We start from the raw sequence: 26,825 nt of genomic DNA, 5'->3' as shown, positions 1-26,825 counted from the left end.
TCGGCAAGCAGCAGTAACCAGGGAGGAAGCGTCGTCGTGAGCAGCAGGCCATCCCGAGGCGCTGCTCGCCTCGCAGCCATACTCGACGCGCTCCCGGACGCGCTGGTCCTCGTGAACGCGAACGGGACCGTCGTGAACGCGAACGCGATCGCGCTCGAGGCGTTCGAGACGCCGGGCACCGCCCTCGTGGGCCGTGGGCTCCTCGATCTGTTGCCGGAGTTCGACTCCCGGCTCATTCCCGGATCGATGCGCAGGCCCGAATCCACCGACGAGCGCGGGCGGACCAAGCCGACGCGGATGATGGCGCGGCGCACGGACGGCAGCGAGTTCCCCGTCGAGGTCACCAGCTCGAACCTCGAGGACATCCGGGACGCGTACGACAATTACGGCTACACCGGCGACGAGTTGCTCATGCTCGTCGTACGCGACCTTTCGGGCGCGGTGGACACCGAGGCCGAACTCGCGCGCTCCCAGCGGCAGACCGAGATGATCCTGCGCGCCGCCGCCGAAGGCGTCGTCGGGACGGACACCGAGGGACGCGTCGTCCTCGTCAATCCGGCCGCCGCTCAGATACTGGGCTTCCGGGCCAGCGATCTGGGCGGGCACGAGCTCCACAACCTGGTGCTCCACTCCCGCGCCGACGGCGAGCCCTTCCCCTACGAGGAGTCCCCGCTCGCGGACACCCTGCGCTCCGGGCGCAAGCACCGGGTGCGCGGTCAGGTCCTGTGGTCCAAGAGCGGCGACCGGGTCGCGGTCGACCTGACGACGGCTCCGGTGCGGGACGGCGACCAGCTCGTGGGCGCGGTCATGACGTTCACCGACCGGCGGCCCTACGACGCGCTGGCCGAGGAGCACGAGGCCGCGATCGCGCAGCACGCCGAGGAGATGCAGGCAGCGACCGAGCGGCGTACGGAAGAGCTGAAGGCCGCCACCGAGCGGCACGCCGCGGAACTGGCCGCCGCCGCCGAGCAGCGCGCGGAGGAGGTCGCCGCCGAGCAGGAGCGGTACGCGGCGCTCGCCGAGCGCGAGAAGGACCGGTTCGAGGAACTGGCCGAGCGCGAGAAGGCGCGGTACGACGCCCTGGCCGCCCGGCACGAGCAGCTGCTCGCCGTGCTCGGGTCCTCCCTGCGGGGGCCGCTCGACGAGCTGCGGCGCGAGCTGTCGGCTCTCGCGGCGGACGACGCGGGGCAGTTGTGGCCCGAGGCGAATCAGGTCCTTCATCATCTTTCCGCCGGGTACGCCCGCATCACCACCCTCGTCGACAACGTCCTGGGCTTCCAACTGCTCGACTCGGGCGAAGACCAGCTGTCCTGCGTGAAGGTCATGCTCGACGCCGTCGTCGCGAGCGGCGTGGAGGGCGCGATCGAGCTGATCGGGCCTGGACGCGCCCAGTTCGCCGTGCACGCGCCGCCGATCGAGGTCGAGGTGGACCCGGGGCGGCTCGCCACGGCGCTCGCCCACCTGGTCGCCGACGTGGCCGGGATCGACGCCACGGGCAACGCACGCGCGGGCGCGGCTCCGACCGTGACCGCCGGTGGGTACGTGGACTCGACCGTGGTCGTGGCCGCCGCACAGCGCGGTGAGGTCGTCCGCATCGAGGTGCGGGGGCCGTACACCGGGGGAGACCCGGTGCACGAGCCGATCGTCCGGGGCATCGTGCGGGCGCACGGCGGCGTGCTGCAGACGCATGAGGTGCCGGGGATGAGCGGCAATGCGTACGTTCTTGAAGTGCCGATCGGTGCGGGGGGCGGGGCAGTCTCCGTTGCGCCGGAGGCTGGTGAGGCAGGTGGGGTTGCTGAGGCTTCTGGTGCTGGTGGGGCTGCGGGTGGATCCGTCGGTTCCTCGGTAGTGGTGCCCGCGCAGGCTTCGCCCGCCACCGGTGGCGGGCGGCGACGGGCCCGGCGGGCTGCCGGGCCCTCGGTGGACTCGTTCCTGGAGAGCTCGGATTCCTCCGACGGTGCCGGTTCCCAGGGCGGGGCTTCGCCCAGCGGGACCGGGCGGCGCCGGGGGCGGCGGGCGGCGGAGGCTGCTGGGGCCGCCGGGAACGTCGGGATCGCCGGGAGTGCCGGGAGTGCCGGGGGCGGCGAGGCTCAGTCCGATGGGGAGAGCGCGGCTTCGGGCGAGGTGCCGGTTGCTTCGGAGGCGTCCGCGCCGGCCGAGGGTTCACCGGCTTCGAGCGGGACCGGGCGGCGGCGTGGTCGGCCCAGCTCCGCGGAGGGCTCGGCCGGTTCTGTCGGCTCCGTGGTGACCGCCGCCGAGCATGCGGCGGCCGGGTCCGCTGTTCTGGGGCAGACGGTTCCGCCGCAGGGCGTGCCGGTTCCCGCCGGTGGCGTGGCTCCTGCCGCTTCCGGGCAGCGGGCGCGGCGGAACGACGAGCAGTTGGCGTTGCCGCCTGCGCTGCCTTCGGGCAATGGTGCTGGGGGCAGTGGCGCTGGGGGCAGTGGTGCTGGGGGCAGTGGTTCCGCAGGTAATGGTTCCGTAGGTAGTGGTTTCGCAGGCAGCGGCTCCGGGGTCGGGACGGCTGTGGCTGTCGCCGGTTCGGTTGCTTCCGCCGGTGACGCGGGCGAGGCCTCGCCCCGGCCGACGGGGCGGCGCCGCCGTGCGCTGGCCGCGGCCAAGGAGCGGGCCGCCGCCGAGGAGGCTCCCAGCGGGCGCGTGTTCGCACTGCCGCCCGCTTCGGCTGACCAGGACGACACGGGTCAGCACGAAGCGGCCCTGCACCATCCGGCCGACGACCACACCCCGCCGCAGCCGCACCCGGCGGAGGCGCCCACGGGCCGCCGCCGGTCGCGTCCGGCGCCGGACGCCGCGGAGGCGCCTGCGGCTCCTGCTTCTGCTTCTGCTCCTGCTCCTGCTGCGGCTCCCACGGCTGCCGGGCAGGCGCAGGCGCAGGCGCAGGCTCAAGAGACCCCGCCCGCCGGTGTTCCCTCGCAGCCCACCGCGTACGCCGAAGGCACTCCCGCGCGGGGCGTCCACACACCTGGCAGGGGCGTCGCGCTCCCGCCCGAGCGTGGTGCCCAGGCCCGCGCCGCCCAGCCGCTGCCCGCCGAGGCCGCGCCCGGCGACCCCAACTCGACGCAGGGGCGCGCGATCAGCGTGCGCACGCTCGGGCAGGGTGTGCCGTTCGGCCAGCAGATCGCCGAGCAGCAGCAGCGCCGCCGCGGGCTCCAGCAGGGCCAGGCACCGGCGGCCTCGCCGCAGAATCCGCAGATCCCGCAGGCGCCGCAGCCTCCGTCGCCCCCGCAAACGCCTCCGCAGGCACCTCCGGCCCAGCAGGCCCAGCAGCCCCAGCAGGCTCAGCAGGCTTCCGGGGCGGCCTCAGCGGCGCCGGACTCCCCGCAGCCCACCGCGGGCCCGCTGCCCGAGCAGGCGCCCGCGCAGCCCGCCCAGCCCGCCCAGCCCGCGTCCGCTGGCCAGCCCCAGTCCCACACGCTCGGCGGCGGCGGCTCGCTCGGGGGTTCCGTCGGCGGCTCCGGGCGCCGTCGCAGGCTCTCCACCCGCCCCGACCCCGCGGCCGACGACCGCCCCGAGACCGCGGCCCGGCCGCACCCCCAGGCCCAGCCCCAGTCCCGTATCGGATCCTCGTCGGAGGGCACAGGGCGCTCGTACGCCATAGGCGCGCCTGACGAGGACGCCGACGAGGGCCCCGAGCCGCTGGACGGCCCCGGCGGCGCCGTCGAGGTCGCCAACCGGCCCCAGCCGCAGCCCATGGACGACGAACTGCCGCCCGAGCCGCTGGACAACCCGCGCCGCCTCCTGGTCTGGCCCGCGCCCGACGTCACCACCCAGCAGGCCCTGAGCGACCGCGGCTACCGTCCCGTCATCGTGAACTCCCGCGAGGAGGTCGACGCCCAGATCGCGGCCTTCCCGGCGGCGCTGTTCGTGGACCCGCTGACCGGCCCGATCACGCGTACGGCTCTCCAGTCGCTGCGCACGGCCGCCGTGGCCGCCGAGGTCCCCGTGCTCGTCACGGCGGGACTCGGCCAGGCGACGCGCGAGGCGGCGTACGGCGCCGACCCCGCCGTACTCCTGAAGGCCCTCGCGCCCCGCGACAGCGAGCAGCACCCGCCGCGCGTCCTGCTCATCGAGGAGCACGAGGAGATCGCGCTCGCCCTGACGGCGACGCTGGAACGGCGTGGCATGCAGGTCGCGCGGGCCGAGAGCGACGCGGACGCGGTGACGCTCGCCGCGCAGATGCGGCCGAACCTGGTGGTGATGGACCTGATGCAGGTGCGTCGCCGCAGGGCCGGGATCATCGACTGGCTGCGCGCGAACGGCCGGTTGAACCGCACCCCGCTCGTCGTCTACACCGCCGCCGTCGACGAGACGGAGCTGCCGCGCCTCGCGGCGGGGGAGACGGTGCTGTTCCTCGCGGAGCGCTCGACGAGCGACGAGGTGCAGGGCCGGATCGTGGACCTGCTGGCGAAGATCGGCACGAATTAGAAGATCGGTACGAACTAGAAGATCGGTACGAACTGACTGACCGCATGGTGATGCGCCGCTCCCGTGGGAAGCGGCGCATCACGGTCACTTCTTTCAGAGCTTGGTGACGTCCAGGTCGCCGTCCGCGTACTGCCTGCGCAGCACCTTCTTGTCGAACTTGCCGACGCTCGTCTTGGGCACGGCCGGCACGATCGCCCAGCGCTCGGGCAGCTGCCACTTGGCGATGGAGCCCGCGAGGAAGTCACGCAGGGCCGCGTACTCGAGGCTCGCGCCCTCCTTCAACACGACCGTGGCGAGCGGGCGTTCGCCCCACTTGTCGTCGGGGACGGCGACGACCGCCGCCTCCGCGACATCCGGGTGAGCCATGATCGCGTTCTCCAGCTCGACGCTGGAGATCCACTCGCCGCCCGACTTGATGACGTCCTTGGCGCGGTCGGTGAGCGTGAGGAAGCCGTCGGGGGTGATCACGCCGACGTCGCCGGTCTTCAGCCAGCCGTCCGCGCTGAACTTGTCCTCGGGCTTGAGTGCCTCGCCGCCCGCGCCGCCGTAGTACGCGCCCGCGATCCACGGTCCGCGCACCTCGAGCTCACCGGCCGCCTCGCCGTCCCACGGCAGGTGCTCGCCGCCGGGGCCGACCAGGCGCGCCTCGACTCCGGTCGGGAAGCGGCCCTGGGTGAGGCGGTAGGCGAACTCCTCGTCCGTGCCGATGGACTTGGCCGGCGGGCGGGCGACCGTGCCGAGCGGGGAGGTCTCCGTCATGCCCCAGGCGTGGCAGACCCGCATGCCCAGCTTGTCGAACGCCTCCATGAGCGAGGGCGGGCAGGCCGAGCCGCCGATGGTGACCTGGCCCAGCGAGCTGACGTCGCGCGGCTTCGCGGTGAGTTCGGCGAGCAGGCCCTGCCAGATGGTGGGGACGGCGGCGGCGTGCGTGGGCCGCTCGGTCTCGATCATCTCGGCGAGCGGGGCGGGCTGGAGGAAACGGTCCGGCATCAGCATGTTCACGCCGGCCATCAGCGTCGCGTGCGGCAGGCCCCAGGCGTTGACGTGGAACTGCGGGACGACGACGAGCGTGGTGTCCGCGTCCGTCAGCCCCATCGACTCGCTCATGTTGACCTGCATCGAGTGCAGGTAGATGGAGCGGTGGGAGTAGACGACGCCCTTGGGGTCGCCGGTGGTGCCGGAGGTGTAGCACATGGCGGCGGCCGTACGCTCGTCCAGCTCGGGCCAGTCGTACGTCGTGGGCTTGGCGGCGAGCAGGTCCTCGTACTCGTGCACCCGCGCCTGGATCCCGGCCAGCGGCGAACGGTCGCCGGGCCCCGTGACCACCAAGTGCTCGACGGTCGGCAGCTGCGGGAGCAGGGGCGCGAGCAGCGGGATGAGGGAGCCGTTGACGATGATGACGCGGTCGGCCGCGTGGTTCACGATCCAGGTCAACTGGTCGGCGGGCAGCCGGAGATTGAGGGTGTGCAGGACGGCGCCCATACAGGGGACCGCGAAGTAGGCCTCGACGTGTTCGGCGTTGTTCCACATGAAGGTCGCTACGCGCTCGTCGCCGTCGACCCCGAGGTCCTCGCGCAGTGCGTGCGCCAGCTGGGCGGAGCGTTCGCCGATCTCACGGAAGCTGCGGCGCTGCGGAGCGGCCTCGCCGGTCCATGTGGTGACCTGCGACGACCCGTGCACGGTCGTCCCGTGCCGGAGGATGCGGGTGACGGTCAGTGGTACGTCCTGCATCGTGCTCAGCACGGCGTCCTCCCGGTGGGCGCGCGGCATTCATCCAGGGCGGCTCCCGGATGACCTACCTGGCAGTAGGGCTCGCCAGATTCTTGCCGCATACCGCACGGTATGTCACTAGTGCGGGAGAAGAAAGGTCCGGCAGAGCTGCGGCGATCACCGCGGCGGGGCGTGTGGCGGTCGCTGCGGCGGGCTCGCGGCGGTCACCGTGGCGGGGCGTGTGGCGGTCGCTGCGGCGGGCTTGGGGAGAGCATCTCGGCAGGGCGTGCGGCGGTCACTGCTGCGGGCTCGCGGCGGTCACCTGGCGGGGCGTGTGGCGGTCGCTGCGGCGGGTTTGGGGCGGTCACCGTGGCGGTCGCTGCGGCACGCTTGCGGCGGGTCACCGTGGCGGGGCGCGCGGAGATCACCGGACCGGTGTGAGTTCCGGGTCCTCGCGCAGCTTGCCGAGCGCACGCGAGACCGCGCTCTTGACGGTGCCGACGGACACCCCGAGCACCTCGGCCGTCTGCGCCTCGCTGAGGTCCTCGTAGTACCGCAGGACGACCATGGCCCGCTGCCGCGCGGGCAGCTTCATGATCGCGCGCCACATCGCGTCCCTGAGCACCTGCTGCTCCGCCGGATCCGCGACCGGCGTCGCGTCGGGCTCGGGCAGCTCGTCGCACGCGAACTCGTCGACCTTGCGCTTGCGCCACTGCGAGGTCCGGGTGTTCAGCAGGGCCCGGCGCACATAGCCGTCGAGCGCCCGGTGGTCCTGGATCCGGTCCCACGCGACATAGGTTTTGGTGAGGGCCGTCTGCAGCAGATCCTCGGCGTCGCTGGGATTCGCGGTCAGCGAGCGTGCGGTACGCAGCAACACGGGCTGACGTGCCCGTACGTACGACGCGAACGACGGATACGCCGAAGGACTCGCTGTCCGCGTCGCGGCCTTCGATGCGCTGGTGCACAAAGGCACCATGGATACGGTCATGGCTCCACGCTAGAAGCGCCCCCTACTTCAGCGGATCGGCCGCAGGTCCCTAAGCCGTGTCCGCCTCAGGTTGTACGCGGGGTGGTAACCCCACCTCCTGAAGGTGGAGGAGAGGGAGCGGACCCCTGAGGGTTCACCCCTGAGAAGGGCACGCCCGGCAGCGCTCGACCGTGCGGCCGGTGCGGCTTGGACTCGGCTTCGGGTCCTGCTCCGGTCCGGCCCCGGCCGACCCGCCGCCCTAGCTGATCCGGGCCACCGGCGCGTGCACGAGGTTCCGGTCGATCATCAGCGTGCGCCCGCCGTGCTTCTCCTTCACGTTCCCCGCGTACTGGTGAATACGCCGCGCAGGGTGCCACGCGCCCCGCCGGAGCACGGGCTCGCGGTACAGATGCGGCTTCGTGTGCCACCGCGCGAACCACATCACCGCCGGCAGATCCCGCACCCCCGCCCGCCGCGCCGCCTCCATGTGCCGTACGCCGGAACTCGCACTGCTGTAGAACCCCGGGACGTACCCCAGCCTGCGCACCTCACGGTCCCAGGCCCGCACGAACGCCAGCGTGGTGCCCGCGCACTTCTTCTTCCGGTAGGTGTACGCCTCCATGTCCAGATAGAGCGGGCTGAGCTTCCTCATCCCGAGCGCCTTCGCCTTCCGTACCGCGTCCCGCCCCTCCTTCGTCCCCTTTCGCCAGGGGTGCCGTCCGATGCGTACGTCCTTCTTGTGCTTCGCGGTGACACAGGGCGACTGCGAGCCGACGTACACCGGCAGCACCTTCCACCCCATCCCCCGCACCGAGCGCATCCAGCCCCGGGTCAGGTTCGGCTGGCGGTGGCACGCCCGGCCCCGGCCCGCGTAATACACGCCCACCGCTTGGTAGTCGGAGGACGACCAGCGGCGCATCGTGCCGACGGGCGGTGCGAGGCAGGTGTCGAAGGCCCACCCGCGGAAGGTCGAGATCCCCGCCGCCCAACCGGCCGCACGGCCCCCTGCCCCGGCCCCGCCGTCCCCGGGTCTGCCCACGGCCCCGCCCCCGCCCCCGGGTCTGGTCGCGGCGCCGGTCGGTGGCACCCCCACGGCCAGGGCGGCGAGGGCGACGGCGAGGACAAGTCCCATCATCAGTTTTCGGCAGCGCATACGCCGAGTGAAGGGCCCTGGGGCCGCGCCCCGTCCGGGACACGCGCGCGTTCAGCCGTCCGCCGCCAGAATCAACCCCGAAGTGGGGACACCGGTGCCCGCGGTGACGAGCGTGCGCGCGGCGCCCGGTATCTGGTTCACGGACGTGCCCCGCACCTGTCTGACCGCCTCCGCGATGCCGTTCATCCCGTGCAGATACGCCTCCCCGAGCTGCCCGCCGTGTGTGTTCAGCGGCAGCATCTCCTCGGCCACGAAGTCCGCCGCCTCCCCCGGCCCGCAGAAGCCGAACTCCTCCAGCTGCATCAGCACGAACGGCGTGAAGTGGTCGTAGAGAATCCCCACGTCGATGTCACCGGGCGCGAGACCGGAACTCCGCCACAACTGCCGTGCCACCACGCTCATCTCGGGCAGCCCGCTCAGATCGTCGCGGTAGAAGCTCGTCATCTGCTCCTGTGCCCGGCCCGCTCCTTGGGCCGCCGCCGTGATCACCGCCGGTGGGTTCGGCAGATCGCGGGCCCGCTCCACGCTCGTCACGACGATCGCCTGACCGCCGTCGGTCTCCTGGCAGCAGTCCAGGAGCCGCAGCGGCTCGACGATCCAGCGCGACGCGGCGTGGTCGGCGAGCGTGATCGGCTTCCCGTGGAAGTAGGCCGCGGGGTTGGTCGCCGCGTACTTCCGGTCGGTGACCGCCACGTGGCCGAAGGCATCGGGAGTGAGGCCGTAGGTGTGCAGATAACGCTGGGCCGCCATCGCCACCCAGGAGGCGGGGGTCAGCAAGCCGAACGGCAGGGACCAGCCGAGCGCCGCCCCCTCCGCCGACGGCTCCCGGTGCTGCACGCCCGAACCGAACCGCCGCCCGGAGCGCTCGTTGAACGCGCGGTAGCAGACGACGACTTCGGCCACTCCCGTCGCCACGGCGAGCGCCGCCTGCTGGACGGTCGCGCAGGCCGCGCCTCCGCCGTAGTGGACGCGTGAGAAGAACGTGAGCTCTCCGATCCCGGCCGCCTGCGCGACGGTGATCTCCGGGTTCGTGTCCATGGTGAACGTGACCATGCCGTCCACGTCGGCGGGGCCGAGCCCGGCGTCGTCGAGCGCGAGGCCCACCGCCTCCACGGCAAGTCTGAGCTCGCTGCGCCCCGAGTCCTTGGAGAACTCGGTGGCCCCGATCCCGACGACGGCCGCCTTCCCTCCCAGGTGATCACGCGTACGTGCGCTCATTCCGCACCCCCTGCCGACGCCCCGCCCGACGCCCCGCCCCACGCCCTGCCCGGGACCGGAACCGTGACCGTGACCGTGCCGGTGACGTGCTTGCCGATGCCGTTGGCCCCGACCACCTTCACCGTGGCCGTATCGCCGTCGACCTCCTGCACGGAACCGGTCAACACCATCGTGTCCCCCGGATAATTGGGCGCTCCCAGCCGGATCGCCACCTTGCGGAGGACCGCCCCGGAGCCGAAGTGATCCGTGATGTACCGGCCCACCAGGCCGTTCGTGGTCAGGATGTTCATGAAGATGTCGGGGGAGCCCTTCTCCTGGGCGGCCACCGCATCGTGGTGCACGTCCTGGTAGTCCCGCGACGCGATCGCGCCGGAGACGATCAGCGTGCGGGTCACCGGGATGGTGAGCTCCGGCAGCACGTCACCAACCCTCACACCGCCTCCCCCTGCCGCATTCCGCCTCACGTCCGCCCCTCCTCCCACCGGATACCGCCCCACGTCTCGCGCCTGCGCCACCGCGTCCGCCTCCGCCTGGCGCATACCGTCCCCCGTCATGTCTCTCCTCCCACGGCATCCCGACCGCCCGTCATGCCATCTCCTCCTGCGCGTTGTCCGCGTCCCGCGCACCGTCCCTGGCGTGCGGGTTGTCCCCGGCCCGCGCGTCGCACCCGTCCTGCACGCCCTGCGCGTCCCCCGACTCCCCCGCGTCCCCCGTGTCCCCCGCGATCAAGTCACCTATCTCCTCCAGGACTTCGCTCCCGCACCCCAGGTACGCGTCCAACTGCCGCCCCCACAGGAAGTGCCGGTGCACGGGGTGGTCCAGGTCGGCACCCATGCCGCCGTGCAGATGCTGGCCCGCGTGCACGACGCGCTTGCCGCCCTCCGAGGCCCACCACGCGGCCGTCAACGCATGCGTGCCGTACGGCAGCCCGGCGTCGCGCCGCCAGGCGGCCTCGTACGCCGTGACCCGTATCGCCTCGGTGTCCATATGGGCGTCGGCCGCCCGGAGTTGAACCCCCTGCTTGGCCGCGAGTGGCCGGCCGAACTGCTCCCGCTCGTTCGTGTGGGCCACCGCACGGGCCAGCGACCCCGCGCACACCCCGGCCTGCAACCCGGCGAAAGCGGTCCGCGCGCTCGCCAGGACGTCGTCGTACGCCCCTGCCCCTCCGATCAGCTCCCCGGGTGCCCCGTCCAGGACCAGCCGCCCCGCCGCCCAGGGGGCGGTCAAGTCGACGGGCTCCGTCTCCGCGTCCGCCACCCGCACCCTCCACAGGCTGTGGCCGCCGTCCGGCCCGGGTTCGCGCACCGCCACCAGGACCTCCGTGGCGTCCCGAAGCCATGGCACCCACGGCACGACCCCGGTCAGCGTCCCGGTCGCTGCCCCCTCCGGTGCCCCGCTCGATCCACCGCCCGGCCGCTCCTCCACGGCGGCCACCACGCCACCCCGCGCCGGAAACGCCCCCGTCGCGACCGCCGTCCCGTCCCGCAGCCCCGGCAGCAGGCGCCCCCGCTGCTCCTGCGTGCCGTGCGCCGCCACCGCGAGCAGCCCGTAGACACAGCTCGCCGCGAACGGCACCTGCGCCGTCACCCTTCCCTGCTCCTCGAGCAGCAGCACGAGCCCTAGCAGACCGACGTCCTCCACCGCACCCGGCAGCCCCGCCGCGCACAGCGCCTTCCACAGCTCGGCATCCGACCCGGTGCCCGCCGCCGAGAGCCGCTCCGGCGTGGACAGATCCCCGAAGATCTCCCCGGCGAGCTCACGTGCGGCCGCCTGCTCCTCCGTGGGGGTGAAGTCCATGTCAGACCTCGCCCCCCGCCATTGCCTCGACCGCCCGGAACACCGGGAGCTCCAGCTCCTTGTCCACCTGCTGGAATTCGAGCCGCACCGGCTGCCCGATCCGCACCTTGTCGCTGGGCACGCCCACCACGTTGCTGACCATGCGCACGCCCTCCGCCAGGTCGATGAGCGCGACGGCGTACGGGGGATCGAAGGCGGGGAAGGGCGGGTGGTGCATGACCACGTACGAGTAGACCGTGCCCTCGCCGCTCGCTTCGACCGTGTCCCATGCGAGCGAGCCGCACGCGTTGCAGCCGGGCAGCCAGGGGAAGCGCAGTGCCCGGCAGCCGCCGCAGCGCTGGATCAGGAGCTGGTGGCGGGCCACGCCTTCCCAGAACCCGGCGTTGTCCCGATTGATCACGGGGCGGGGCCTCTTGCCCTGCGGTTTCTGTCGCGCGGGCGCGTACTTGAGGATGCGGAAGCGATGCGTCCCCGCCGGCTCACCGCCCGCTCTGACGTCCATCCGGGTCGTGACGAAATGCCCCGTGCCCAGCTTGGTCGTCTTGCGCTCCGACACCGACTCGATGACCGCGTCGAAGGTGATCTCGTCCCCCGGCCGCAGCGGGCGCAGATACTCCTGCTCGCAGTCCGTGGCGACGACCGAGGTGTATCCCGCTCCGTCCAGGAGCTCGAACAGCTCGTCGTAGGCCGCCGAGCGCCCCTGGTGCCCGGAGAGCCCGCCCATCGTCCAGGCCTGGAGCATGGTCGGCGGCGCGATCGGGTCCGCGCCCGCATAAGCCGAGTTGGTGTCCCCCATGGCCTCGCACCAGTGGCGGATCATCGGCTCGTTGACCGGGTCCTTGCCCGCGCCCGACGTGGCGGCCGCCCGCCCCTCGAACACCTTCAGCGTCTCGTACGAAAGATCGGTCACCGCCGTCCCCTCCGCATCCCGAGCCGCATCGTCGCCACGATCTCCCGCTGCACCTCGCTCACCCCGCCCCCGAACGTATTGATCTGCGCCGCCCTGTTCATCCGCTCCAACTCCCCCTCACCGCCCGTGGCGAGCGCCAGGGACCCGGGCGAACCGGCCCGCACCAGCCCCGCCTCGCCCGTGACTTCCTGACATATTCGGTACACCTCCACGGCCGATTCGGTTCCCACGAATTTCACGCCGCTCGCGTCTCCCGGCGCCAGCACACCCGCCCCGACATCCCCTACCAAACGCCAGTTGAGCAGGCGCGTTGCGGCGAGCCGGGCCTGCGCTTCGGCCAGCCTGGAACGGATCCACGGAGCGTCAATCCGGCGCTCGCCCGTCACCGGATCGGGTGTGCGGGCGAAGGTGAGGGCCGCGTCGTAGAAATCCTCGGCCTGCATTCCGATCGCGGCGAGCGCCACCCGCTCGTGGTTGAGCTGGTTGGTGATGAGCCCCCAGCCGCCGTTCTCCTCGCCGACGAGGTTCGCGGCGGGCACACGGATCCCGTCGTAGTACGTCGCCGTCGTCGTCAGGCCGCCGACGGTCTCGATCGGCGTCCACGAGAACCCGGGCGCGGTGGTCGGCACGAGGATGATCGAGATGCCTTGATGCTTGGGGGCGTCGGGGTCCGTGCGGCAGGCCAGCCATATCCAGTCGGCGTTCTGGGCGTTCGACGTAAAGATCTTCTGCCCGTCGATGACCCAAGACCCATCGAGCCCCTCCGCCGCGCCAGGCCCTTCCGTCTCGCCGAGCCCCTCCGCCGCGCCAGGCCCTTCCGTCTCGCCGAGCCCCTCCGCCTCGCCGGACCTCTCCGCCGCGCCGGGCCCCTCCGCCTCGCGCACCGCCCGCGTACGCAGCGAGGCCAGGTCCGTCCCCGCCGACGGCTCGCTGTATCCGATCGCGAAGACGAGGTCACCGCTGAGGATGCGCGGCAGGAAGGAAGCCTTCTGCTCCTCGGTGCCGTACTTCATGAGGGTCGGCCCGACGGTGTTCAGAGTGACCATCGATACGGGCGCGCCCGCGCGATAGGCCTCGTCGAATAAGACGAACTGCTCGTCGGGGCCCCGCCCCTGCCCGCCGTACTCGACCGGCCAGCCGAGACCGAGCATCCCGTCGGCCCCGATGCGCCGCAGCAGTCGGCGCTGCCCCTCCACGTCGCCCCCTTCGGGCGGCCCTCCCGGCATCAGATCATGGAAGTACGCGCGCAGTTCGGCGCGCAGCTGCTGTTGGCGTTCGGTGGGGGCGAGGTGCACGGCGGCGGCCTCTCCTTCGCGTACGGGCGTCGCACCGACAATGGTTTCTGACTGTCCGTCAGAAACTGTCGTGGTGTCAAGAGATCACCCCGGATGCGAGGTCGGGGCAGATCGGCCGACCCCGGACACGCCTGCGCGGCGGTGCAGATGCACCGCCGCGCAGAACGCCACACACCCCATCGAGCCGGCCCCGGGAGCTGCCCCCGAGGGCCGTCACGTCACCAGAGGTTGGTGAAGTTGACGGCGAGGTTCTCGTTCGACTGGTCGATGGCCGTGAAGGCCGAGCCGTTCACCTGGGCGGTGTTGTTCTGGTTCGAGGCGCCTGAGCCGACGGCCTGCTGCTGCGACGTGGACGAGTTGCCGCTGTTGTTGCCGCCGACGCCGCTGCCGTTGACGGTCGCCACTCCCGCATTCGATCCGTCGTTCGCGAAGGCGCCGTTGTCGGCCATCGCGACACCCGAGAAGAGCGCGGCCGCCAGGGGCAGGGCTGCGGCGGCGGCGATGACGCGGGCGGTACGGATGCTTGCCATGTGAATTCCTCCAGAACGGGTGGTGCGCACCGGCGATGTACCGGAAGCACCTGAAGTACGGCTTGTTCCAAGGCGGTTGGCCTACCGCCCCAGGGGTTCTGCACGACGTCGCGACTCCAGAGTTGCCCACCGAATCCCCGGCGAACCACCCCGGAAGCCGCGATTCCCCCGCAAGCGTGAGTACAAGGCGATAAACGTGCCCGGCGCTCTCAAAGCCCCAGCTCAGCCCCCGAAGCCCCGCCCAAACCCAGGCGCCGCACGGGCTGAGGCGTTCCGCCGCTCCGTGAAGATCAGAGGTCGCGCCCGCGTGTCGCCCGCGCGCCGCGCACGCCCCTCTTCCTTTCTTCGAACGCTTGTACGAAAATGAAGCCATGGCCACCATCGACCGCCATGCCACAGCACTCGCACTCGCTCACGCCCTCTCCGCCGCCGAGCGCGGTCTCGCCGTCATCCCGCTCTCCCGCACCAAACTGCCGGCGCTCCGTTCCCCCCACCACGAGCAGCCCGAACCGACCCCCTGCCACGGCGAATGCGGGCGTCCCGGCCACGGCGTGTACGACGCGTCGACCGAGCCGCGCCGCATCCGCGCCCTCTTCGCCGCCGCCCCCTGGGCCACCGGCTACGGCATCGCGTGCGGGCTGCCGCCGCACCATCTGATCGGCATCGACCTGGACACCAAGTCCGGTACGGACGCTCCGGCGGCCCTGCGGGAACTCGCGCTGCGCCACCTGTTCACGATCCCGGCCACGGTCGTCGTGGCGACGCCGAGCGGTGGCCGTCACATCTGGCTCGCGGGACCGCCCGACGCCGTGATCCCCAACTCGGCGGGCCGCCTCGCCCCGGGCATCGACATCCGGGGAGCGGGCGGCTATCTCGTCGGCCCCGGTTCGCGCACCGAGTACGGCGTCTACAGCGCCGTGGCGGGCACCGCCCACCTCCCTCCGGCGCACTGCCCGCCCTCCCTCCTTCGCCTGCTCACACCTCCGCCCCGCATCCATCAACCCGCGCTCCCGCACGTGCCGGCCCCGGTGCAACGGGGCCAGGGCCTGGTCCAGTTCGTGCTCGCCGCACACGAGGGCCAGCGCAACACCCGCCTGTTCTGGGCCGCATGCCGCGCCTACGAGAACGGCATCGGCGAATCCCTGACCGACGACCTCGCCGATGCCGCGCTCCGGGTCGGCCTCACGGAGCGCGAGGCGCGCTCGACGATCGCGTCGGCGGCGCGGCTTACGGGACACGCGTAAGGCCCCAGAGGACGTCGTAAGGGGCGTCCGCAATGGCGGACGCCCCTTGCGACGCTGATGACGTGACGTGCTCCCCGACGGCTTCCCAGCCACTACCCGAGCATCGACCGCACCGCCGCACGGTCGATGTTCGTCAGGGCGCGGACCAGCTTCGGGGTGAGGAAGACGATGGCGAGGCCGAGCAGGGACGCCCCCGCGATCTGCACCGGCGACTCCAGGTAGAACGCGTGGCGCTCGCCGCCGGAGGTGTAGTCGAACACCCGGTATCCGGGCCAGTCCACGTAGCGCGGGAACACCCAGGAGTACGCCGGAAGGAGCGCGACCACCCAGCCGGTGACCAGGAAGGTCACGCTGAGGACGAAGGACGCCACCCGCGGCGGGAACATCACGACCTGGAAGAGCAGCGCCCGCCAGCCCGCGCCGTCCGAGAGCCGCGCCCGCATCCCCGCCCACGCACCCGCGTCCCGCGGCGTCCGCACGGCGGCGGGACCGGCGACCTCAAGCCCCAGCTGCGTCCGCGCCCGCCCCCGCTCGGCGGCCCCGAGCCCCTGCGCCCCGGCCAGTGCGGCCGCGAGGACCGGCAGTCCGAGCACGGTGACGAACAGGCCCATGCCCAGCGCGAACATCGTCACGGCGAAGGTGAAGCCCACGATGGCGATGGGGAGCGACGCCACGGTGTAGCCGATCTCCCGGTACGTGGAGGCGGCGAACGGCGCCCGCCACAAGCCCGGAGCCACCGGGGACTCCGCAGAGCCCGCAGAGCCCATAGAGCCCGCAGATGAAGGAGCGGTGGGAGCGGCGGCGTACGGCAGTGCGCTGGTGCTCATGACGGGCCTCGAATCTTTCGCGACGGGGAAGTGCCGGTGACGTGCCGGGGACGTGCCGTGCTGACGTCCTCTACGTTCGCGAATTCGAGCGGCCCGCGACATCCGGTGACCCGCCCTCTTGGGGGTGTCGCTGGCACCACCCCCTGGGCATGGGAAGGGGGTGCCTCTCCGTGAGAGACACCCCCTGGCCGGACGGGAAGAACCGTCAGCCGTTGTAGTTCGAGTCGAAGAGCCCGTCGAGAGCGGTCCCGTCGCGGTGCCCACCTTCCGCCTGACCGGCGGTGGTGATGCCGTAGGGGCCGCCCATGTTGGTGAAGGACTGACCCGCGTAGCGGCCCTCGGTCATGGTGGTGCTCGGACCGTCGGACGCGACGGCGGTGCCTGCTGCCAGGAACCCGGCGACGGTGGCGACGGCGAGGGCGGATGCGATGCGCTGCAACACGGTTATCTCCTTTTGGGGTGATTCCAGTGATCTTCTGCAGCGAAACGACACCTCACTTGGCCCGCGCCTTCTCCCAGGCTCGCCGAGCAGCGGCCACGTGGAGTACCAGGTTCATCCACGGTGATCCCCTCGCCCACGAGCGACCGCCGGCCCCCTGGAAAAGCGAGAGCCTCCGACCAATCCTGCTGGTCAGAGGCTCTCAATCACTGCGGTGGGTGTGGGATTTGAACCCACGGTGACTCTCGCCACGACGGTTTTCAAGACCGTTCCCTTAGGCCGCTCGGGCAACCCACCCCGCACCACCGCTCGCGGCGGTGCGGGGACAAGAGTAGCGGGTCAGCTCTCGCCCTTGCGCTGGCCCAGGACCACGTCGGCCTTGTGCTCCTTGCCGTCGCGTGTGTACGTGATCTGGACGGTGTCGCCGGGCTTGTGGGTCCAGATCTGGCCGATCAGGGTCGGGCCGCTGTCGATCACCGTGTCGTCCAGCTTCGTGATGACGTCGCCGGGCTTGAGGCCCGCCTTGTCCGCGGGGCCGTTCGGGGTGACCGCCTGCGAACCGCTCGCGCCCTCCCGGGAGATCGTGGCGCCGCCGGAGTTCTCCTCCAGGGCGACCGAGGCACCGATCACGGGGTAGACGGCCTGGCCGTTCTTGATCAGCTGCTGCGCGACGTTCTTCGCCTGGTTCACCGGGATCGCGAAGCCGAGGCCGATGGAGCCGGACTGGCCGCCACCGCCGCCGAGGCCGCCGCCGCTCTCCGCGGGCTTGATCGCCGAGTTGATGCCGATGACCGCGCCGCCCGCGTCGAGCAGCGGGCCGCCGGAGTTGCCGGGGTTGATGGAGGCGTCGGTCTGCAGGGCGCTCATGTACGAGCTCTTGCTGCTGGCGCCGTCGCTGGAGGTCACCGGGCGGTCCTTGGCGCTGACGATGCCGGTGGTGACCGTGTTCGAGAGGCCGAAGGGGGCGCCGATGGCGATCGTCGAGTCGCCGACGGCCACCTTGTCGGAGTTGGCCAGGGGGAGCGGCTTCAGGTTCGAGGGCGGGCTCTTGAGCTTGATGACCGCCACGTCATAACCCTCGGCACGCCCGACGACCTCGGCGTCGTACTTCTTGCCGTCCGAGAACGTCGCCGCGAGCTTCCCGCCGTCGGCCGCGGAGGCCACCACGTGGTTGTTCGTGAGGATGTGGCCCTGCTTGTCGTAGACGAAGCCGGTGCCCGTGCCGCCCTCTCCGTTGCCACCCTGGGCCTCGATGGTGACGACGCTGGGCAGCGCCTTGTTCGCGATGTCGGCGACCGTGCCGGGGTCGCGCTTGAGGTCGGCCGGGGTGTCCGACGCGGACACCGTGGTCGAGCCCGTGCTGTTGTCGTTCCGGTCTGCGGCCCAGAAGCCGATGCCGCCGCCGACACCGCCGGCGACCAGGGCGGCCACGAGCACCGCGGCGATCAGGCCACCACGCCGGCCCGCGGGCTTGGGTCCTTCCGGGTGCTGCGCCGCGTACGACGCGCCCCACCCGGAGCCCGAACCTCCACCCTGCGCGTACGAAGGAACCGCGGGCGGCGGCGGAGGCGGCCAGGCTCCGGCTCCGGAGGCGTGCGGGGGCGCACCCGCGGCGGCGCCGGAGTGCGCGGGAGCCTGATGCGCCGACGGATCATGCGATCCCGCCGCGGACGGCGCCGCGGGGTGGGGGGCGGGCGGAGCGGGCTCGGCGGAAGCTGCGGGATTCTCCACCGGCACAGGAGGCGCTGACGGGGCCGGGGGTACCTCGTTGCCCTCGTTCTCGGTGCTCACAGCTCTTCTCCTCGGTCCACGCTGTCGTTCTCGGTCACGGCCTGGCTGTGCCCAACTGTCCATGTGTCTGCAGTCAGCTTTTCCCATGGGCTGTCAGGGCACCATAAGCCGATCCTGTGGATCCGGCTCTGTGTGCGCCACCCCTTGGGCACACGTGCGGGTACCCCGTGATGGCACCATGACGCGGTGACCCTCGCACGACAGCACCAGATCCAGGTCGTCGCCCACCGCGGAGCCTCCGAAGACGCCCCCGAGCACACACTGGCCGCGTACAAGAGAGCGGTCGAGGACGGCGCCGACGCCCTCGAATGCGATGTACGCCTCACTGCGGACGGACACCTCGTCTGCGTCCACGACCGCCGCGTGAACCGCACGTCGAACGGCCGGGGAGCGGTGTCGGCCCTGGAGCTTGCCGACCTCGCCACGCTCGACTTCGGCTCCTGGAAGCGCCACCACGGCGAGGCCGACGAAGGCCCCGACTGGGAGGACACCTCCGTCCTCACCCTGGAGCGTCTCCTCGATCTTGTGGCCGAAAGTAACGCTTCGGGGCGCAACGTCCAGCTGGCCATCGAGACCAAGCACCCCACCCGCTGGGCGGGCCAGGTGGAGGAAAGGCTGCTCCTTCTACTGAAGCGCTTCGGTCTGGATTCGCCACCCGCCGACGGCCCCTCTCCCGTACGTGTCATGAGCTTCTCGGCGCGCTCCCTGCACCGGGTGCGGGCCGCGTCCCCCACCCTGCCGACGGTCTATCTGATGCAGTTCGTCTCGCCGCGCCACCGCGACGGCCGCCTTCCCGAAGGCGTTCGCATCGCTGGCCCGGGCATGCGGATCGTCCGTAACCACCCCGCCTACGTGGCCAAGCTCAAACGCGCGGGCCACCAGGTACACGTGTGGACCGTCAATGAACCCGAGGACGTGGAGCTCTGCGTCGAACTCGGCGTCGACGCCATCATCACCAATCGCCCCAAGCAGGTGCTGTCCCAGTTGGGCCGCCGCTAACCGTCACATCGACGGTTACGGGGTGTACACCGGCGCGTTCGGTCCGTATTCGATCGTTACGAGTGCGTCACCGCACAAGGAGTGGCCGGTTTCCGGTCCAGTCCATTGGGGCATTCACACCGTGGCGTGGGGCGAAGGAGGTCTCGGGGGTGGCGTTGGTGGTGGCACGGGAGGTGCCCGCGTCGTCGAGCATGGCCGTACCCCATGGCCCTGCGGGCGTGGGAGAAGCAAGGCACCGGATGCGCGATCAACTGCGCGGGAACGGGGTGCCGGAATCGGTCGTCGACGATGCCGTACTGATCCTTTCGGAATTGCTCAGCAACGCCTGTCGGCACGGCAGGCCGCTGGGCGAAGGAATGGTCGGCGACGGTGATGTCCGGGCCGCGTGGTGCGTGGACCCGACAGGCCGGCTGACGGTCGAGGTGACGGACGGCGGTGGCCCGACCCGTCCCGTTCCGGCCACGCCCTCGGTCACCGCGCACGGTGGCCGCGGGCTCAACATCATCACGGCACTCGCCGACGCGTGGGGCGTGCGTGACGACACCCACGGCGAGGTCACGGTCTGGGCCGCCGTACATGCGGGGCACCGTCACGAGGACTTCGCTACGCGCGTCGCGGCTCCCTCGGGCGCCGCGATACCCGACCTCGCGTACGCGGAGCCCTTCGACGACCTCGACTGACCCAGGTCGTGAACTCGACCGGACCCAGGTCGCGAACTCGGCTGACCCAGGCTGATTCCCGGCACCCCTCGGATGAGCGGCTAGGCTCGCGCCCGTACGCCCAAGACGTACGAAGAGCCACGCTGTAAAGCCGCATCCGGGAGACACCCAAGATGGCCAAGAAGCGCCCTCAGACCAAGGGCAAGCAGCCGCAGCCGACGGACGGGCAGGTCCCTGTCGTCGGTGCCCGCGAACCCTGCCCCTGCGGTTCGGGCCGCCGTTACAAGGCCTGTCACGGCCGGGCCGCCGCGCACGCGGTGACCGAGCTGGTGCACCGCCCCTTCGAAGGCCTGCCCGGCGAGGGCGACTGGGTGGCGCTGCGCGAGCTCGTCCCGGCGGCGACCGTCGAACTGCCCCTCAAGGGCGGGCTGCCCGAGGGCGTGCCCTCCGTCTCCCTGGCGACCGTCCTGCCGATGGCCTGGCCCGCGCTGCGCCGCGACGACGGCTCCGTCCTGCTCGGCCTGCAGAACGACACCGCGTCCGGCGACATCAGCCGCGACCTCGCCGACACCCTCCAGCGCGCCCTGACCGCCGAGCCCGGCTCCCCGGTCCAGGCACGCCGCGCCCCCGCCGACGGGCCGCGCCTCCAGGACGTCCTGGACCCCGAGGGCGCATTCGAGCCGATCGTGCACGCGGGCTTCGAATTCTGGGTGCCGGATTCGGAGAACGCCTCCACGGAGGTCTCCGCGTCCCTGGAGCGGGCGAACGCCGCCGCGATCCCGACCGTGAAGCTCTCCGGCGTGGACTCCGCGTACTGGTGCGAGACCCCGGACAAGAACCACCTGCGCTGGGTCATGCCGCACCCCGAGGAGCGACTCCTCGACGCGCTCTCCCGGCTGCACGCGGCCGGTAAGTCGAGCCTCGGCGAAGGGACCCGCCTGGTCGGTTCCTTCCGTGCGCACGGCCTGACGGTGCCGGTGTGGGATCTGCCGAGCGGAATGGGCGCCGAGGACATCGAGAAGCCCGCCGCCGAGTTCGCCGAGCGGCTCGCGACGGCGCTCGACAGCGATGCCCCGCTCACGCCGGAGGAGCGCCGGGCGCGCGGCGGTCTCACCAACCGCCAGGTGACGCTGAGCTGACCCACCAGTCAGTCGGAGGGAAGGGGTGACTCCTGTCACAACTCCCCGTCGTCGCAGGTAAATCCCTGTCTGGATATCCGAGATCGAATTTGCCCAGAGCAGATCTCTTGTTACCGTTCAGGTAGCCCGGTTGCTGGTGCATCCCCCGTCGCCAGCAACCGGGCGCTTCCATGTCAGGCCTGATGTCCGGCCTGACCTGCGCGCTCAACTGGCCTTCGGCCGCCCGGAGTTGCTCCCGGAGCGCAGGAGCAACGGTCCGCCACTCCCGTCGGCGAACTCCACGACCGCCGAATACGCATCGGCATTCCCCGCCGTACGCTCCCGCGGTGTCTCGCACGCCCCCGGCTCGTCCGCCGCGCCCACCGCGCAATGCATCTCGACGGTGCGCCCGCCCGGACCCATGACGGTCAGTACGGCGCTCAGCTCATCACCGGTCGTGTTGCGGTAGTAAGTGCGCCCCCAGGTGTCGCGCCCCTCGGCCAGGACGCACGTCTGGGCTTCGATGCCGTTGGGGGAGGCGAGTTCGGGACCGCACCGGGAAGACCGGCCGTCCGAAGTCGCGCCCTTCGTAGAGGACCGTTTCGAATTCACGTCCTCCGTAGAGGGCTGTTTCGCGTCACGATCCGGCGCCGCCCCCGATGCCGCGTCCGCGGACCGCTCCGACGGCTTGGCCTCGGCGTCACCGTCGCCCACGGGCCCCGCGGCCGCGCCGGCGAGCGGCAGGAGAGCCGTGATGGCCACGACGCCCATGAGCGCGATCAGGCGGGGGTTCATGGGCCCTGACTTTAACGACGTTTGGTGGGCGCCCGGCTCGCCGCGCGCCCATTTCCCCTACAACTCGGGCGCGCTCACACCCGTACGAGTGAGCGCGTCGACCACCGCGTCCACCACGGCCTCGACATCGGGCACCCACGGCGCCGCCGAGCCGGGCAGCGGGGCCCGCTCCCAGTGCACCGGGCCCTGCCCCGTCTCCGAGGGCGGAAGGGCGATGTATCCGCCCTCTCCGTGAAAGCGCAATGAGCCCGGTACGTAGTCCTTGGCGTACAGCAGTTCGCCCAACTGCTCCATGGAGTACGGCGCGACGAGGAGGAAGAGACGGGCGGGGGTCGCCACGACCGGGCCGAGCCTGATGCCCATCTGGTCGAGCGCGGCCAGGGCACGCGCGCCCGCGATCGCGGGCAGGCTGACGGCGCAGGGGGCGCTCGCGCCGGTGGCGAGCACGATGGGCGCGTCCGGGCGGTTCGTCCACCACCAGTGCACCATGCGCTCGTCGGTCGTCGCGGTCAGCAGACCGGGGTCGAGGGGATGAGCTCCTGGCACCGTGCAGTCGGGGTCGGGGCAGGCGCAGCGGGTGCCGTCTCGCCGGTCGAGTCCGACACCCGGCACCACCGGCCACTTCCATGCGGTCGCAAAGGTCAGGGCCGCGCCGATCAGACCAGGACTCTGGTCAGACTTCCTGCCGATGAGCCTGGACAGGAGCCTGCGTCGCCTTCCGAGGATCTCGCGCATGAGCGCTCGTTCCTTTCCGTTTACACGCCGAGGAACACGGCGGGCCACATCACACCATGTGTGGATCACTTCGCTGTGCGTAGAACTGGCGCATCACACCCCAGCCTGCGGCATGGGGAACCCCTAGGGGCCGAGCGTTAGCGTGGCGTGGGGTGGCGGTGCCTGGCGTTTGCTGTCCCGCGTACTTACGTACTTGATCGCCGCCTCCCCCACGGGAGGATGGGGCACGGTCGTCGTGAGTTAAGACGCCCGGTTCCGTCACCAGGTTCCGGGCTGATCTCAACTGCCCCTGGTCATCACCGAGTACGTACCCATCACGGCCGCTGTGACGCGCCTCCCGTGCCTGACGGCCTGGGAGGGCCCCTTGTTGAACAATCCCAGTCGATCGCAATAGAACGTCGCCTCAAGCACTTTTGAGCCAAGTTACCAAGATCGCCAAAGCGCCCCAGAATTCCCACGGACACCAGGAATCCCGGCTGGACAATGCTGGACATCCCCTCATCAGTGCGTGTAGATGTGGAGAACATTGCTAGCGGCGCAGAATGACATGGGGGTTTGCGATGCTATTGAGCAATACGCACCGGCCGGAAAGCCGTCAGCCATGAACGCTCCGCACCTCCCGAAAGTGGCCGGAATCGATTCAACTGTTCCGCCACAAGACCACACTGTCGCGCCAGCCCCACAGGCCCAAGGCGCCCCGACCCTCATGATCCAGGACCGGCTCGCGGGCTGGGTCTCCGATCTGACCACCTTGCAGGAGCTCACCGAACGCCTGGCCCGCACCGCCACGCTCGACGAAGCACTGCACGAACTGCTGCGCGCCGGAGCCGCCCTGGTCGGCGCCCGCCGCGGTCTGCTCGTCCTGGAGCCCGCAGACGGCCTCGGACCCGACACCACCGTCGGCCTCGGCCTCGCCCGCGCCGACCTCGGCCACATCGAGACGGTGCCCCGCGCCGCCACCGCCTGCGGGCGGCTCCTGGACGCGCCGCCCGCGCCGCCCGGCTCCGAGACCGAGATCGTCAACGCCGATCTGCTCGCCGACAGCAGCCTCGACCCCCGCCACCGCGAGGTGGCCACCCGTCTCGGCTACGGCGCGAGCTACGCGCTGCCCCTGTCCACCGAGGCGGCGGGCCGGATCGGCGCCGCGGTCTGGCTGTACGACGAGGCGGCGGAGCCCGGCGAGCGACAGCGGCACCTCGTGGGCCTCTACACACGCCAGGCGGCCGAACACCTGGCGCGGCTGATCGAGCTGGACCGCGCCCGCACGACGGAGGCCACCCTGCGCGAGGAGCTGCTGCCCTCGCGCCTGCCGCGGGTCGCCGGAGTGCGGCTCGCCGCCCGGCACCGCACCTCCGCGCGTGGGGGCGGCGACTGGTTCGACGCGCTGCCGCTGCCCGATGCCGCGCTCGGTCTCGCGGTCGGGTCCGTCACCGGGTCCGGGCCCAGCGCCGTCGCCGCGATGGGGCGCCTGCGGGCCTCCTTGCGGGCGTACGCCGTGATGGAGGGCGAGGACCCCGTCGCCGTCCTGTCCGATCTGGAGCTGCTGCTTCGGCTCACCGAGCCCGCGCGGTCGGCGACGGCGCTCTTCGCGTACTGCGAGCCCGCCCAGCGCAAGATCATCCTGGCCGGGGCGGGACACAGCCCGCCCCTGGTGATCGGTGAGCGGCGCACGGAGTTCGTGGAGACCTCGCTCTCGGCGCCGCTGGGGATGCTCGCCTGCTGGGAGGCGCCGAGCGTGGAGTTCAAGACGGAGCCGGGAGAAACGGTGCTTCTCTATACGGACGGGCTGCTGCACCGCACCGGCGACCCGATGGACCGGGCCTTCGCGCGGCTGCACGCGGCGGCCGCGAGCGTGCCGAAAGCGGTGCGCGACGACCCGGACGCGCTCGCCGACCACGTCCTTCGGACCGTGCTCCCGGACGGGCTCGACGCGGTCGACAGCGACGAGGACGTGGTTCTCCTCGCGGCCCGTTTCGAGTGACCCCCGCAATACGCCATGTAATGGGCCTTCCGGCTCTGGGCCCCCTTCCGTACGCCCGTACGATGGAGGGTGCCCAGTGTCGTACATAGGAGGCAGATCGTGTCGGAGGAGCTCATTCCGGAGAACCCGGAGAACCCGGAAGACCTGGAGATCGAGTCCGAGGAAGAGCCGATCAAGCAGCGCAAGAACGGCTTGTACCCGGGCGTCTCAGACGAGCTCGCCGAGAACATGAAGTCCGGCTGGGCCGACACGGAGCTGCACGACCTGCGGCCGATCGCCCAGGCCGAGCACACCGCCGCCCGCCGTGCCGCGCTCTCCGCGCGCTTCCCGGGCGAGCGTCTGGTGATCCCCGCGGGCAATCTCAAGACCCGCTCGAACGACACGGAGTACGCCTTCCGCTCCTCCGTCGAGTACGCGTACCTGACCGGCAACCAGACCGAGGACGGCGTCCTCGTCCTGGAGCCGAGCGACTTCGCGGACGGCACGAGCGGCCACGACGCCACCATCTACCTGCTGCCGCGCTCCGACCGCGAGAACGGCGAGTTCTGGCTGGACGGCCAGGGCGAGCTGTGGGTCGGCCGCCGCCACTCCCTCACCGAGGCGGAGACGCTCTACGGCATCCCGGCCTCCGACGTGCGCGAGCTCGCCGGACAGCTGCGCGAGGCGACCGGCTCCGTCCGTGTCGTGCGCGGCTTCGACGCGGGCATCGAGGCCGCGCTGACCGACAAGGTCACCGCCGAGCGCGACGAGGAGCTGCGCGTCTTCCTCTCCGAGGCCCGTCTGGTCAAGGACGAGTTCGAGGTCGGCGAGCTGCAGAAGGCGTGCGATGCGACCGCCCGTGGCTTCGAGGACGTCGTCCGCGTCCTGGACAAGGCCGAGGCGACCAGCGAGCGCTACATCGAGGGCACGTTCTTCCTGCGCGCCCGCGTCGACGGCAACGACATCGGCTACGGCTCGATCTGCGCCGCCGGCCCGCACGCCACGACGCTGCACTGGGTGCGCAACGACGGCGCCGTGCGCTCCGGAGAGCTGCTGCTGCTCGACGCCGGTGTGGAGACGCACACGTACTACACCGCCGACGTGACGCGGACGCTGCCGATCAACGGCCGCTTCGACGAGCTGCAGCGGAAGATCTACGACGCCGTGTACGAGGCCCAGGAGGCCGGCATCGCGGCGGTGCAGCCCGGCGGCAAGTACCGCGACTTCCACGACGCGGCGCAGCGCGTGCTCGCCGAGAAGCTCGTGGAGTGGGGCCTCGTCGAGGGCCCGGTCGAGCGCGTCCTTGAGCTGGGTCTCCAGCGTCGCTGGACCCTGCACGGCACCGGTCACATGCTCGGCATGGACGTCCACGACTGCGCTGCCGCGCGCCGCGAGACGTACGCCGACGGTGTCCTTGAGCCGGGCATGTGCCTGACCGTCGAGCCCGGTCTGTACTTCCAGGCGGACGACCTGACGGTTCCGCAGGAGTACCGCGGCATCGGCGTGCGGATCGAGGACGACATCCTCGTGACGGCCGACGGCAACAAGAACCTGTCGGCGGCCCTGCCGCGGCGGGCCGACGACGTCGAGGCGTGGATGGCCGAGCTCAAGGGCTGAGCTGCTTCTTAAAGAGCTGCTTCTTAAAGAAGGGGCCGGGCATCCTGCGGGTGCCCGGCCCCTTCGCGCTCTCACGGGGCCTAGCGCTCATCCTCGCCCGCCACCTTGGCGGTGCTCAGGGCGATGCGGTTCCAGGTGTTGATGGTGAAGATCAGGGCCAGTACGTGGCCCAGCTCCGTCTCGTCGAACTGCGCCGCCGCGCGGGCGTAGACGTCGTCCGGGATGCCGCCCTGGTGGACGAGCGTGACGGACTCGGTCAGGTCGAGGGCCGCCTGCTCCTTGTCCGTGAAGAAGTTCCTGGCCTCGCGCCATACGCCGACCATGTGCAGCCGCGCCTCGTCCTCGCCCGCCTTGCGCGCGTCGGAGGTGTGCATGTGGAGGCAGTACGCGCAGCCGTTGAGCAGCGATGCGCGGATCTGGATCAGCTCGACCAGGGCCGGGTCGAGTCCTTCGCGGGCGGCGGCGTCGAGTCCGATGACCGCCTTGAAGGCCTTGGGGGCGGCCTTGGCGAAGTTGAGGCGGGGGGTGTGCGTGTGGGGCGGCGCGGAGGTCCGAGCGGCGGTCTGACCGGCAGTCTGCGTGGTGGTCTGCGTGGCGTTCTCGTTGTTCGTCATGACC

At 71.5% G+C, this 26,825-nt stretch carries 22 protein-coding genes and 1 tRNA gene; 7 read left to right on the top strand and 16 right to left on the bottom strand.

Annotated features, from left to right (window positions below):
* Positions 1 to 36: 36 nt before the first annotated feature.
* Complete coding sequence (locus ACFUPX_RS28235) at positions 37 to 4,443, top strand: PAS domain-containing protein (protein WP_383328518.1); 4,407 nt, start codon at positions 37 to 39, stop codon at positions 4,441 to 4,443.
* A gap of 93 nt (positions 4,444 to 4,536) precedes the next feature.
* Here ACFUPX_RS28235 and ACFUPX_RS28230 read toward each other — a convergent pair whose 3' ends face one another.
* From ACFUPX_RS28230 to ACFUPX_RS28190, 9 genes are all read right to left on the bottom strand, one after another.
* Positions 4,537 to 6,186 carry a long-chain fatty acid--CoA ligase gene (locus ACFUPX_RS28230; RefSeq protein ID WP_383328515.1) on the bottom strand — a complete coding sequence of 550 codons (1,650 nt, stop codon included), beginning with the start codon at positions 6,184 to 6,186 and terminating at the stop codon, positions 4,537 to 4,539.
* Positions 6,187 to 6,577: 391 nt separating this feature from the next.
* A complete protein-coding gene (locus ACFUPX_RS28225; RefSeq protein WP_383328512.1) occupies positions 6,578 to 7,141 on the bottom strand; it encodes a SigE family RNA polymerase sigma factor in 564 nt (187 codons plus the stop codon).
* A gap of 238 nt (positions 7,142 to 7,379) precedes the next feature.
* Positions 7,380 to 8,273 (bottom strand): DUF1906 domain-containing protein, encoded by an 894-nt coding sequence (locus ACFUPX_RS28220; RefSeq protein WP_383328509.1) that lies wholly within the window; start codon positions 8,271 to 8,273, stop codon positions 7,380 to 7,382.
* 51 nt (positions 8,274 to 8,324) lie between these two features.
* Positions 8,325 to 9,491, bottom strand: a complete 1,167-nt coding sequence (locus tag ACFUPX_RS28215; protein WP_383328506.1) for a lipid-transfer protein — start codon at positions 9,489 to 9,491, stop codon at positions 8,325 to 8,327.
* Positions 9,488 to 9,925, bottom strand: a complete 438-nt coding sequence (locus tag ACFUPX_RS28210; protein ID WP_383328503.1) for a MaoC family dehydratase — start codon at positions 9,923 to 9,925, stop codon at positions 9,488 to 9,490. Before ACFUPX_RS28210 ends, ACFUPX_RS28215 begins: the two co-directional genes overlap by 4 nt.
* Positions 9,926 to 10,076: 151 nt before the next feature.
* Positions 10,077 to 11,288: an acyl-CoA dehydrogenase family protein gene (locus tag ACFUPX_RS28205; RefSeq protein WP_383328500.1), complete on the bottom strand. Its 1,212-nt coding sequence runs from the start codon at positions 11,286 to 11,288 to the stop codon at positions 10,077 to 10,079.
* A gap of 1 nt (position 11,289) precedes the next feature.
* Positions 11,290 to 12,198 carry a bifunctional MaoC family dehydratase N-terminal/OB-fold nucleic acid binding domain-containing protein gene (locus tag ACFUPX_RS28200; RefSeq protein WP_383328497.1) on the bottom strand — a complete coding sequence of 303 codons (909 nt, stop codon included), beginning with the start codon at positions 12,196 to 12,198 and terminating at the stop codon, positions 11,290 to 11,292.
* Positions 12,195 to 13,493, bottom strand: a complete 1,299-nt coding sequence (locus tag ACFUPX_RS28195; RefSeq protein ID WP_383328494.1) for an acyl-CoA dehydrogenase family protein — start codon at positions 13,491 to 13,493, stop codon at positions 12,195 to 12,197. The genes ACFUPX_RS28200 and ACFUPX_RS28195 overlap by 4 nt, the downstream gene beginning before the upstream one ends.
* A gap of 218 nt (positions 13,494 to 13,711) precedes the next feature.
* A complete protein-coding gene (locus ACFUPX_RS28190; protein ID WP_383328491.1) occupies positions 13,712 to 14,023 on the bottom strand; it encodes a hypothetical protein in 312 nt (103 codons plus the stop codon).
* A 371-nt stretch (positions 14,024 to 14,394) separates the two neighbouring features.
* Here ACFUPX_RS28190 and ACFUPX_RS28185 point away from each other — a divergent pair, with 371 nt between their 5' ends.
* On the top strand, positions 14,395 to 15,267 hold the full coding sequence (locus ACFUPX_RS28185; protein WP_383328488.1) for a bifunctional DNA primase/polymerase: 873 nt from the start codon (positions 14,395 to 14,397) through the stop codon (positions 15,265 to 15,267).
* A gap of 92 nt (positions 15,268 to 15,359) precedes the next feature.
* Here the strand turns inward: ACFUPX_RS28185 and ACFUPX_RS28180 are convergent, their stop codons facing one another.
* From ACFUPX_RS28180 to ACFUPX_RS28165, 4 genes are all read right to left on the bottom strand, one after another.
* Positions 15,360 to 16,004 (bottom strand): sensor domain-containing protein, encoded by a 645-nt coding sequence (locus ACFUPX_RS28180; RefSeq protein ID WP_383328485.1) that lies wholly within the window; start codon positions 16,002 to 16,004, stop codon positions 15,360 to 15,362.
* A 295-nt stretch (positions 16,005 to 16,299) separates the two neighbouring features.
* Entirely contained in the window at positions 16,300 to 16,536 is a 237-nt protein-coding gene (locus ACFUPX_RS28175) for a hypothetical protein (RefSeq protein WP_383328482.1), read from the bottom strand.
* Positions 16,537 to 16,745: 209 nt separating this feature from the next.
* Positions 16,746 to 16,830: transfer RNA gene (locus ACFUPX_RS28170), tRNA-Ser, on the bottom strand.
* Positions 16,831 to 16,872: 42 nt separating this feature from the next.
* Entirely contained in the window at positions 16,873 to 18,324 is a 1,452-nt protein-coding gene (locus ACFUPX_RS28165; RefSeq protein ID WP_383328479.1) for a S1C family serine protease, read from the bottom strand.
* 186 nt (positions 18,325 to 18,510) lie between these two features.
* Here ACFUPX_RS28165 and ACFUPX_RS28160 point away from each other — a divergent pair, with 186 nt between their 5' ends.
* The 3 genes from ACFUPX_RS28160 to ACFUPX_RS28150 all read left to right on the top strand — a co-directional run bounded on the left by ACFUPX_RS28160 (position 18,511) and on the right by ACFUPX_RS28150 (position 21,121).
* On the top strand, positions 18,511 to 19,323 hold the full coding sequence (locus ACFUPX_RS28160; protein ID WP_383328476.1) for a glycerophosphodiester phosphodiesterase: 813 nt from the start codon (positions 18,511 to 18,513) through the stop codon (positions 19,321 to 19,323).
* Between the two features lie 62 nt (positions 19,324 to 19,385).
* On the top strand, positions 19,386 to 20,003 hold the full coding sequence (locus ACFUPX_RS28155) for an ATP-binding protein (RefSeq protein ID WP_383328473.1): 618 nt from the start codon (positions 19,386 to 19,388) through the stop codon (positions 20,001 to 20,003).
* A gap of 152 nt (positions 20,004 to 20,155) precedes the next feature.
* Positions 20,156 to 21,121 (top strand): DUF5926 family protein, encoded by a 966-nt coding sequence (locus tag ACFUPX_RS28150; protein ID WP_383328470.1) that lies wholly within the window; start codon positions 20,156 to 20,158, stop codon positions 21,119 to 21,121.
* 204 nt (positions 21,122 to 21,325) lie between these two features.
* On the opposite strand, the gene ACFUPX_RS28145 is transcribed toward ACFUPX_RS28150, so the two are convergent.
* Positions 21,326 to 21,895, bottom strand: coding sequence for a hypothetical protein (locus ACFUPX_RS28145; protein WP_383328467.1), 570 nt, complete (start codon positions 21,893 to 21,895; stop codon positions 21,326 to 21,328).
* 57 nt (positions 21,896 to 21,952) lie between these two features.
* Positions 21,953 to 22,630, bottom strand: coding sequence for a bifunctional DNA primase/polymerase (locus tag ACFUPX_RS28140; protein ID WP_383328464.1), 678 nt, complete (start codon positions 22,628 to 22,630; stop codon positions 21,953 to 21,955).
* Between the two features lie 547 nt (positions 22,631 to 23,177).
* On the opposite strand from ACFUPX_RS28140, the gene ACFUPX_RS28135 reads away from it, so the two are divergent.
* Entirely contained in the window at positions 23,178 to 24,611 is a 1,434-nt protein-coding gene (locus ACFUPX_RS28135) for a PP2C family protein-serine/threonine phosphatase (protein WP_383328461.1), read from the top strand.
* A gap of 99 nt (positions 24,612 to 24,710) precedes the next feature.
* Complete coding sequence (locus ACFUPX_RS28130; RefSeq protein ID WP_383328458.1) at positions 24,711 to 26,207, top strand: aminopeptidase P family protein; 1,497 nt, start codon at positions 24,711 to 24,713, stop codon at positions 26,205 to 26,207.
* A gap of 80 nt (positions 26,208 to 26,287) precedes the next feature.
* Here ACFUPX_RS28130 and ACFUPX_RS28125 read toward each other — a convergent pair whose 3' ends face one another.
* Positions 26,288 to 26,821 (bottom strand): carboxymuconolactone decarboxylase family protein, encoded by a 534-nt coding sequence (locus ACFUPX_RS28125; RefSeq protein ID WP_383328455.1) that lies wholly within the window; start codon positions 26,819 to 26,821, stop codon positions 26,288 to 26,290.
* Positions 26,822 to 26,825: the final 4 nt, after the last annotated feature.

It is taken from the genome of Streptomyces sp. NPDC057302 (assembly GCF_042667685.1).
Taxonomy (GTDB): domain Bacteria; phylum Actinomycetota; class Actinomycetes; order Streptomycetales; family Streptomycetaceae; genus Streptomyces.
This window is presented reverse-complemented; position numbering and strand designations above follow the sequence as displayed.

Excerpts from the sequence above, each read along its gene's own strand:
- ACFUPX_RS28220 (WP_383328509.1), bottom strand. The coding sequence starts at position 8,273 with ATGCGCTGCCGAAAACTGATGATGGGACTTGTCCTCGCCGTCGCCCTC.
- ACFUPX_RS28225 (WP_383328512.1), bottom strand. The coding sequence starts at position 7,141 with ATGACCGTATCCATGGTGCCTTTGTGCACCAGCGCATCGAAGGCCGCG.
- ACFUPX_RS28185 (WP_383328488.1), top strand. The coding sequence starts at position 14,395 with ATGGCCACCATCGACCGCCATGCCACAGCACTCGCACTCGCTCACGCC.
- ACFUPX_RS28190 (WP_383328491.1), bottom strand. The coding sequence starts at position 14,023 with ATGGCAAGCATCCGTACCGCCCGCGTCATCGCCGCCGCCGCAGCCCTG.
- ACFUPX_RS28125 (WP_383328455.1), bottom strand. The coding sequence starts at position 26,821 with ATGACGAACAACGAGAACGCCACGCAGACCACCACGCAGACTGCCGGT.
- ACFUPX_RS28145 (WP_383328467.1), bottom strand. The coding sequence starts at position 21,895 with ATGAACCCCCGCCTGATCGCGCTCATGGGCGTCGTGGCCATCACGGCT.
- ACFUPX_RS28215 (WP_383328506.1), bottom strand. The coding sequence starts at position 9,491 with ATGAGCGCACGTACGCGTGATCACCTGGGAGGGAAGGCGGCCGTCGTC.
- ACFUPX_RS28205 (WP_383328500.1), bottom strand. The coding sequence starts at position 11,288 with ATGGACTTCACCCCCACGGAGGAGCAGGCGGCCGCACGTGAGCTCGCC.
- ACFUPX_RS28140 (WP_383328464.1), bottom strand. The coding sequence starts at position 22,630 with ATGCGCGAGATCCTCGGAAGGCGACGCAGGCTCCTGTCCAGGCTCATC.
- ACFUPX_RS28135 (WP_383328461.1), top strand. The coding sequence starts at position 23,178 with ATGGGGGTTTGCGATGCTATTGAGCAATACGCACCGGCCGGAAAGCCG.
- ACFUPX_RS28150 (WP_383328470.1), top strand. The coding sequence starts at position 20,156 with ATGGCCAAGAAGCGCCCTCAGACCAAGGGCAAGCAGCCGCAGCCGACG.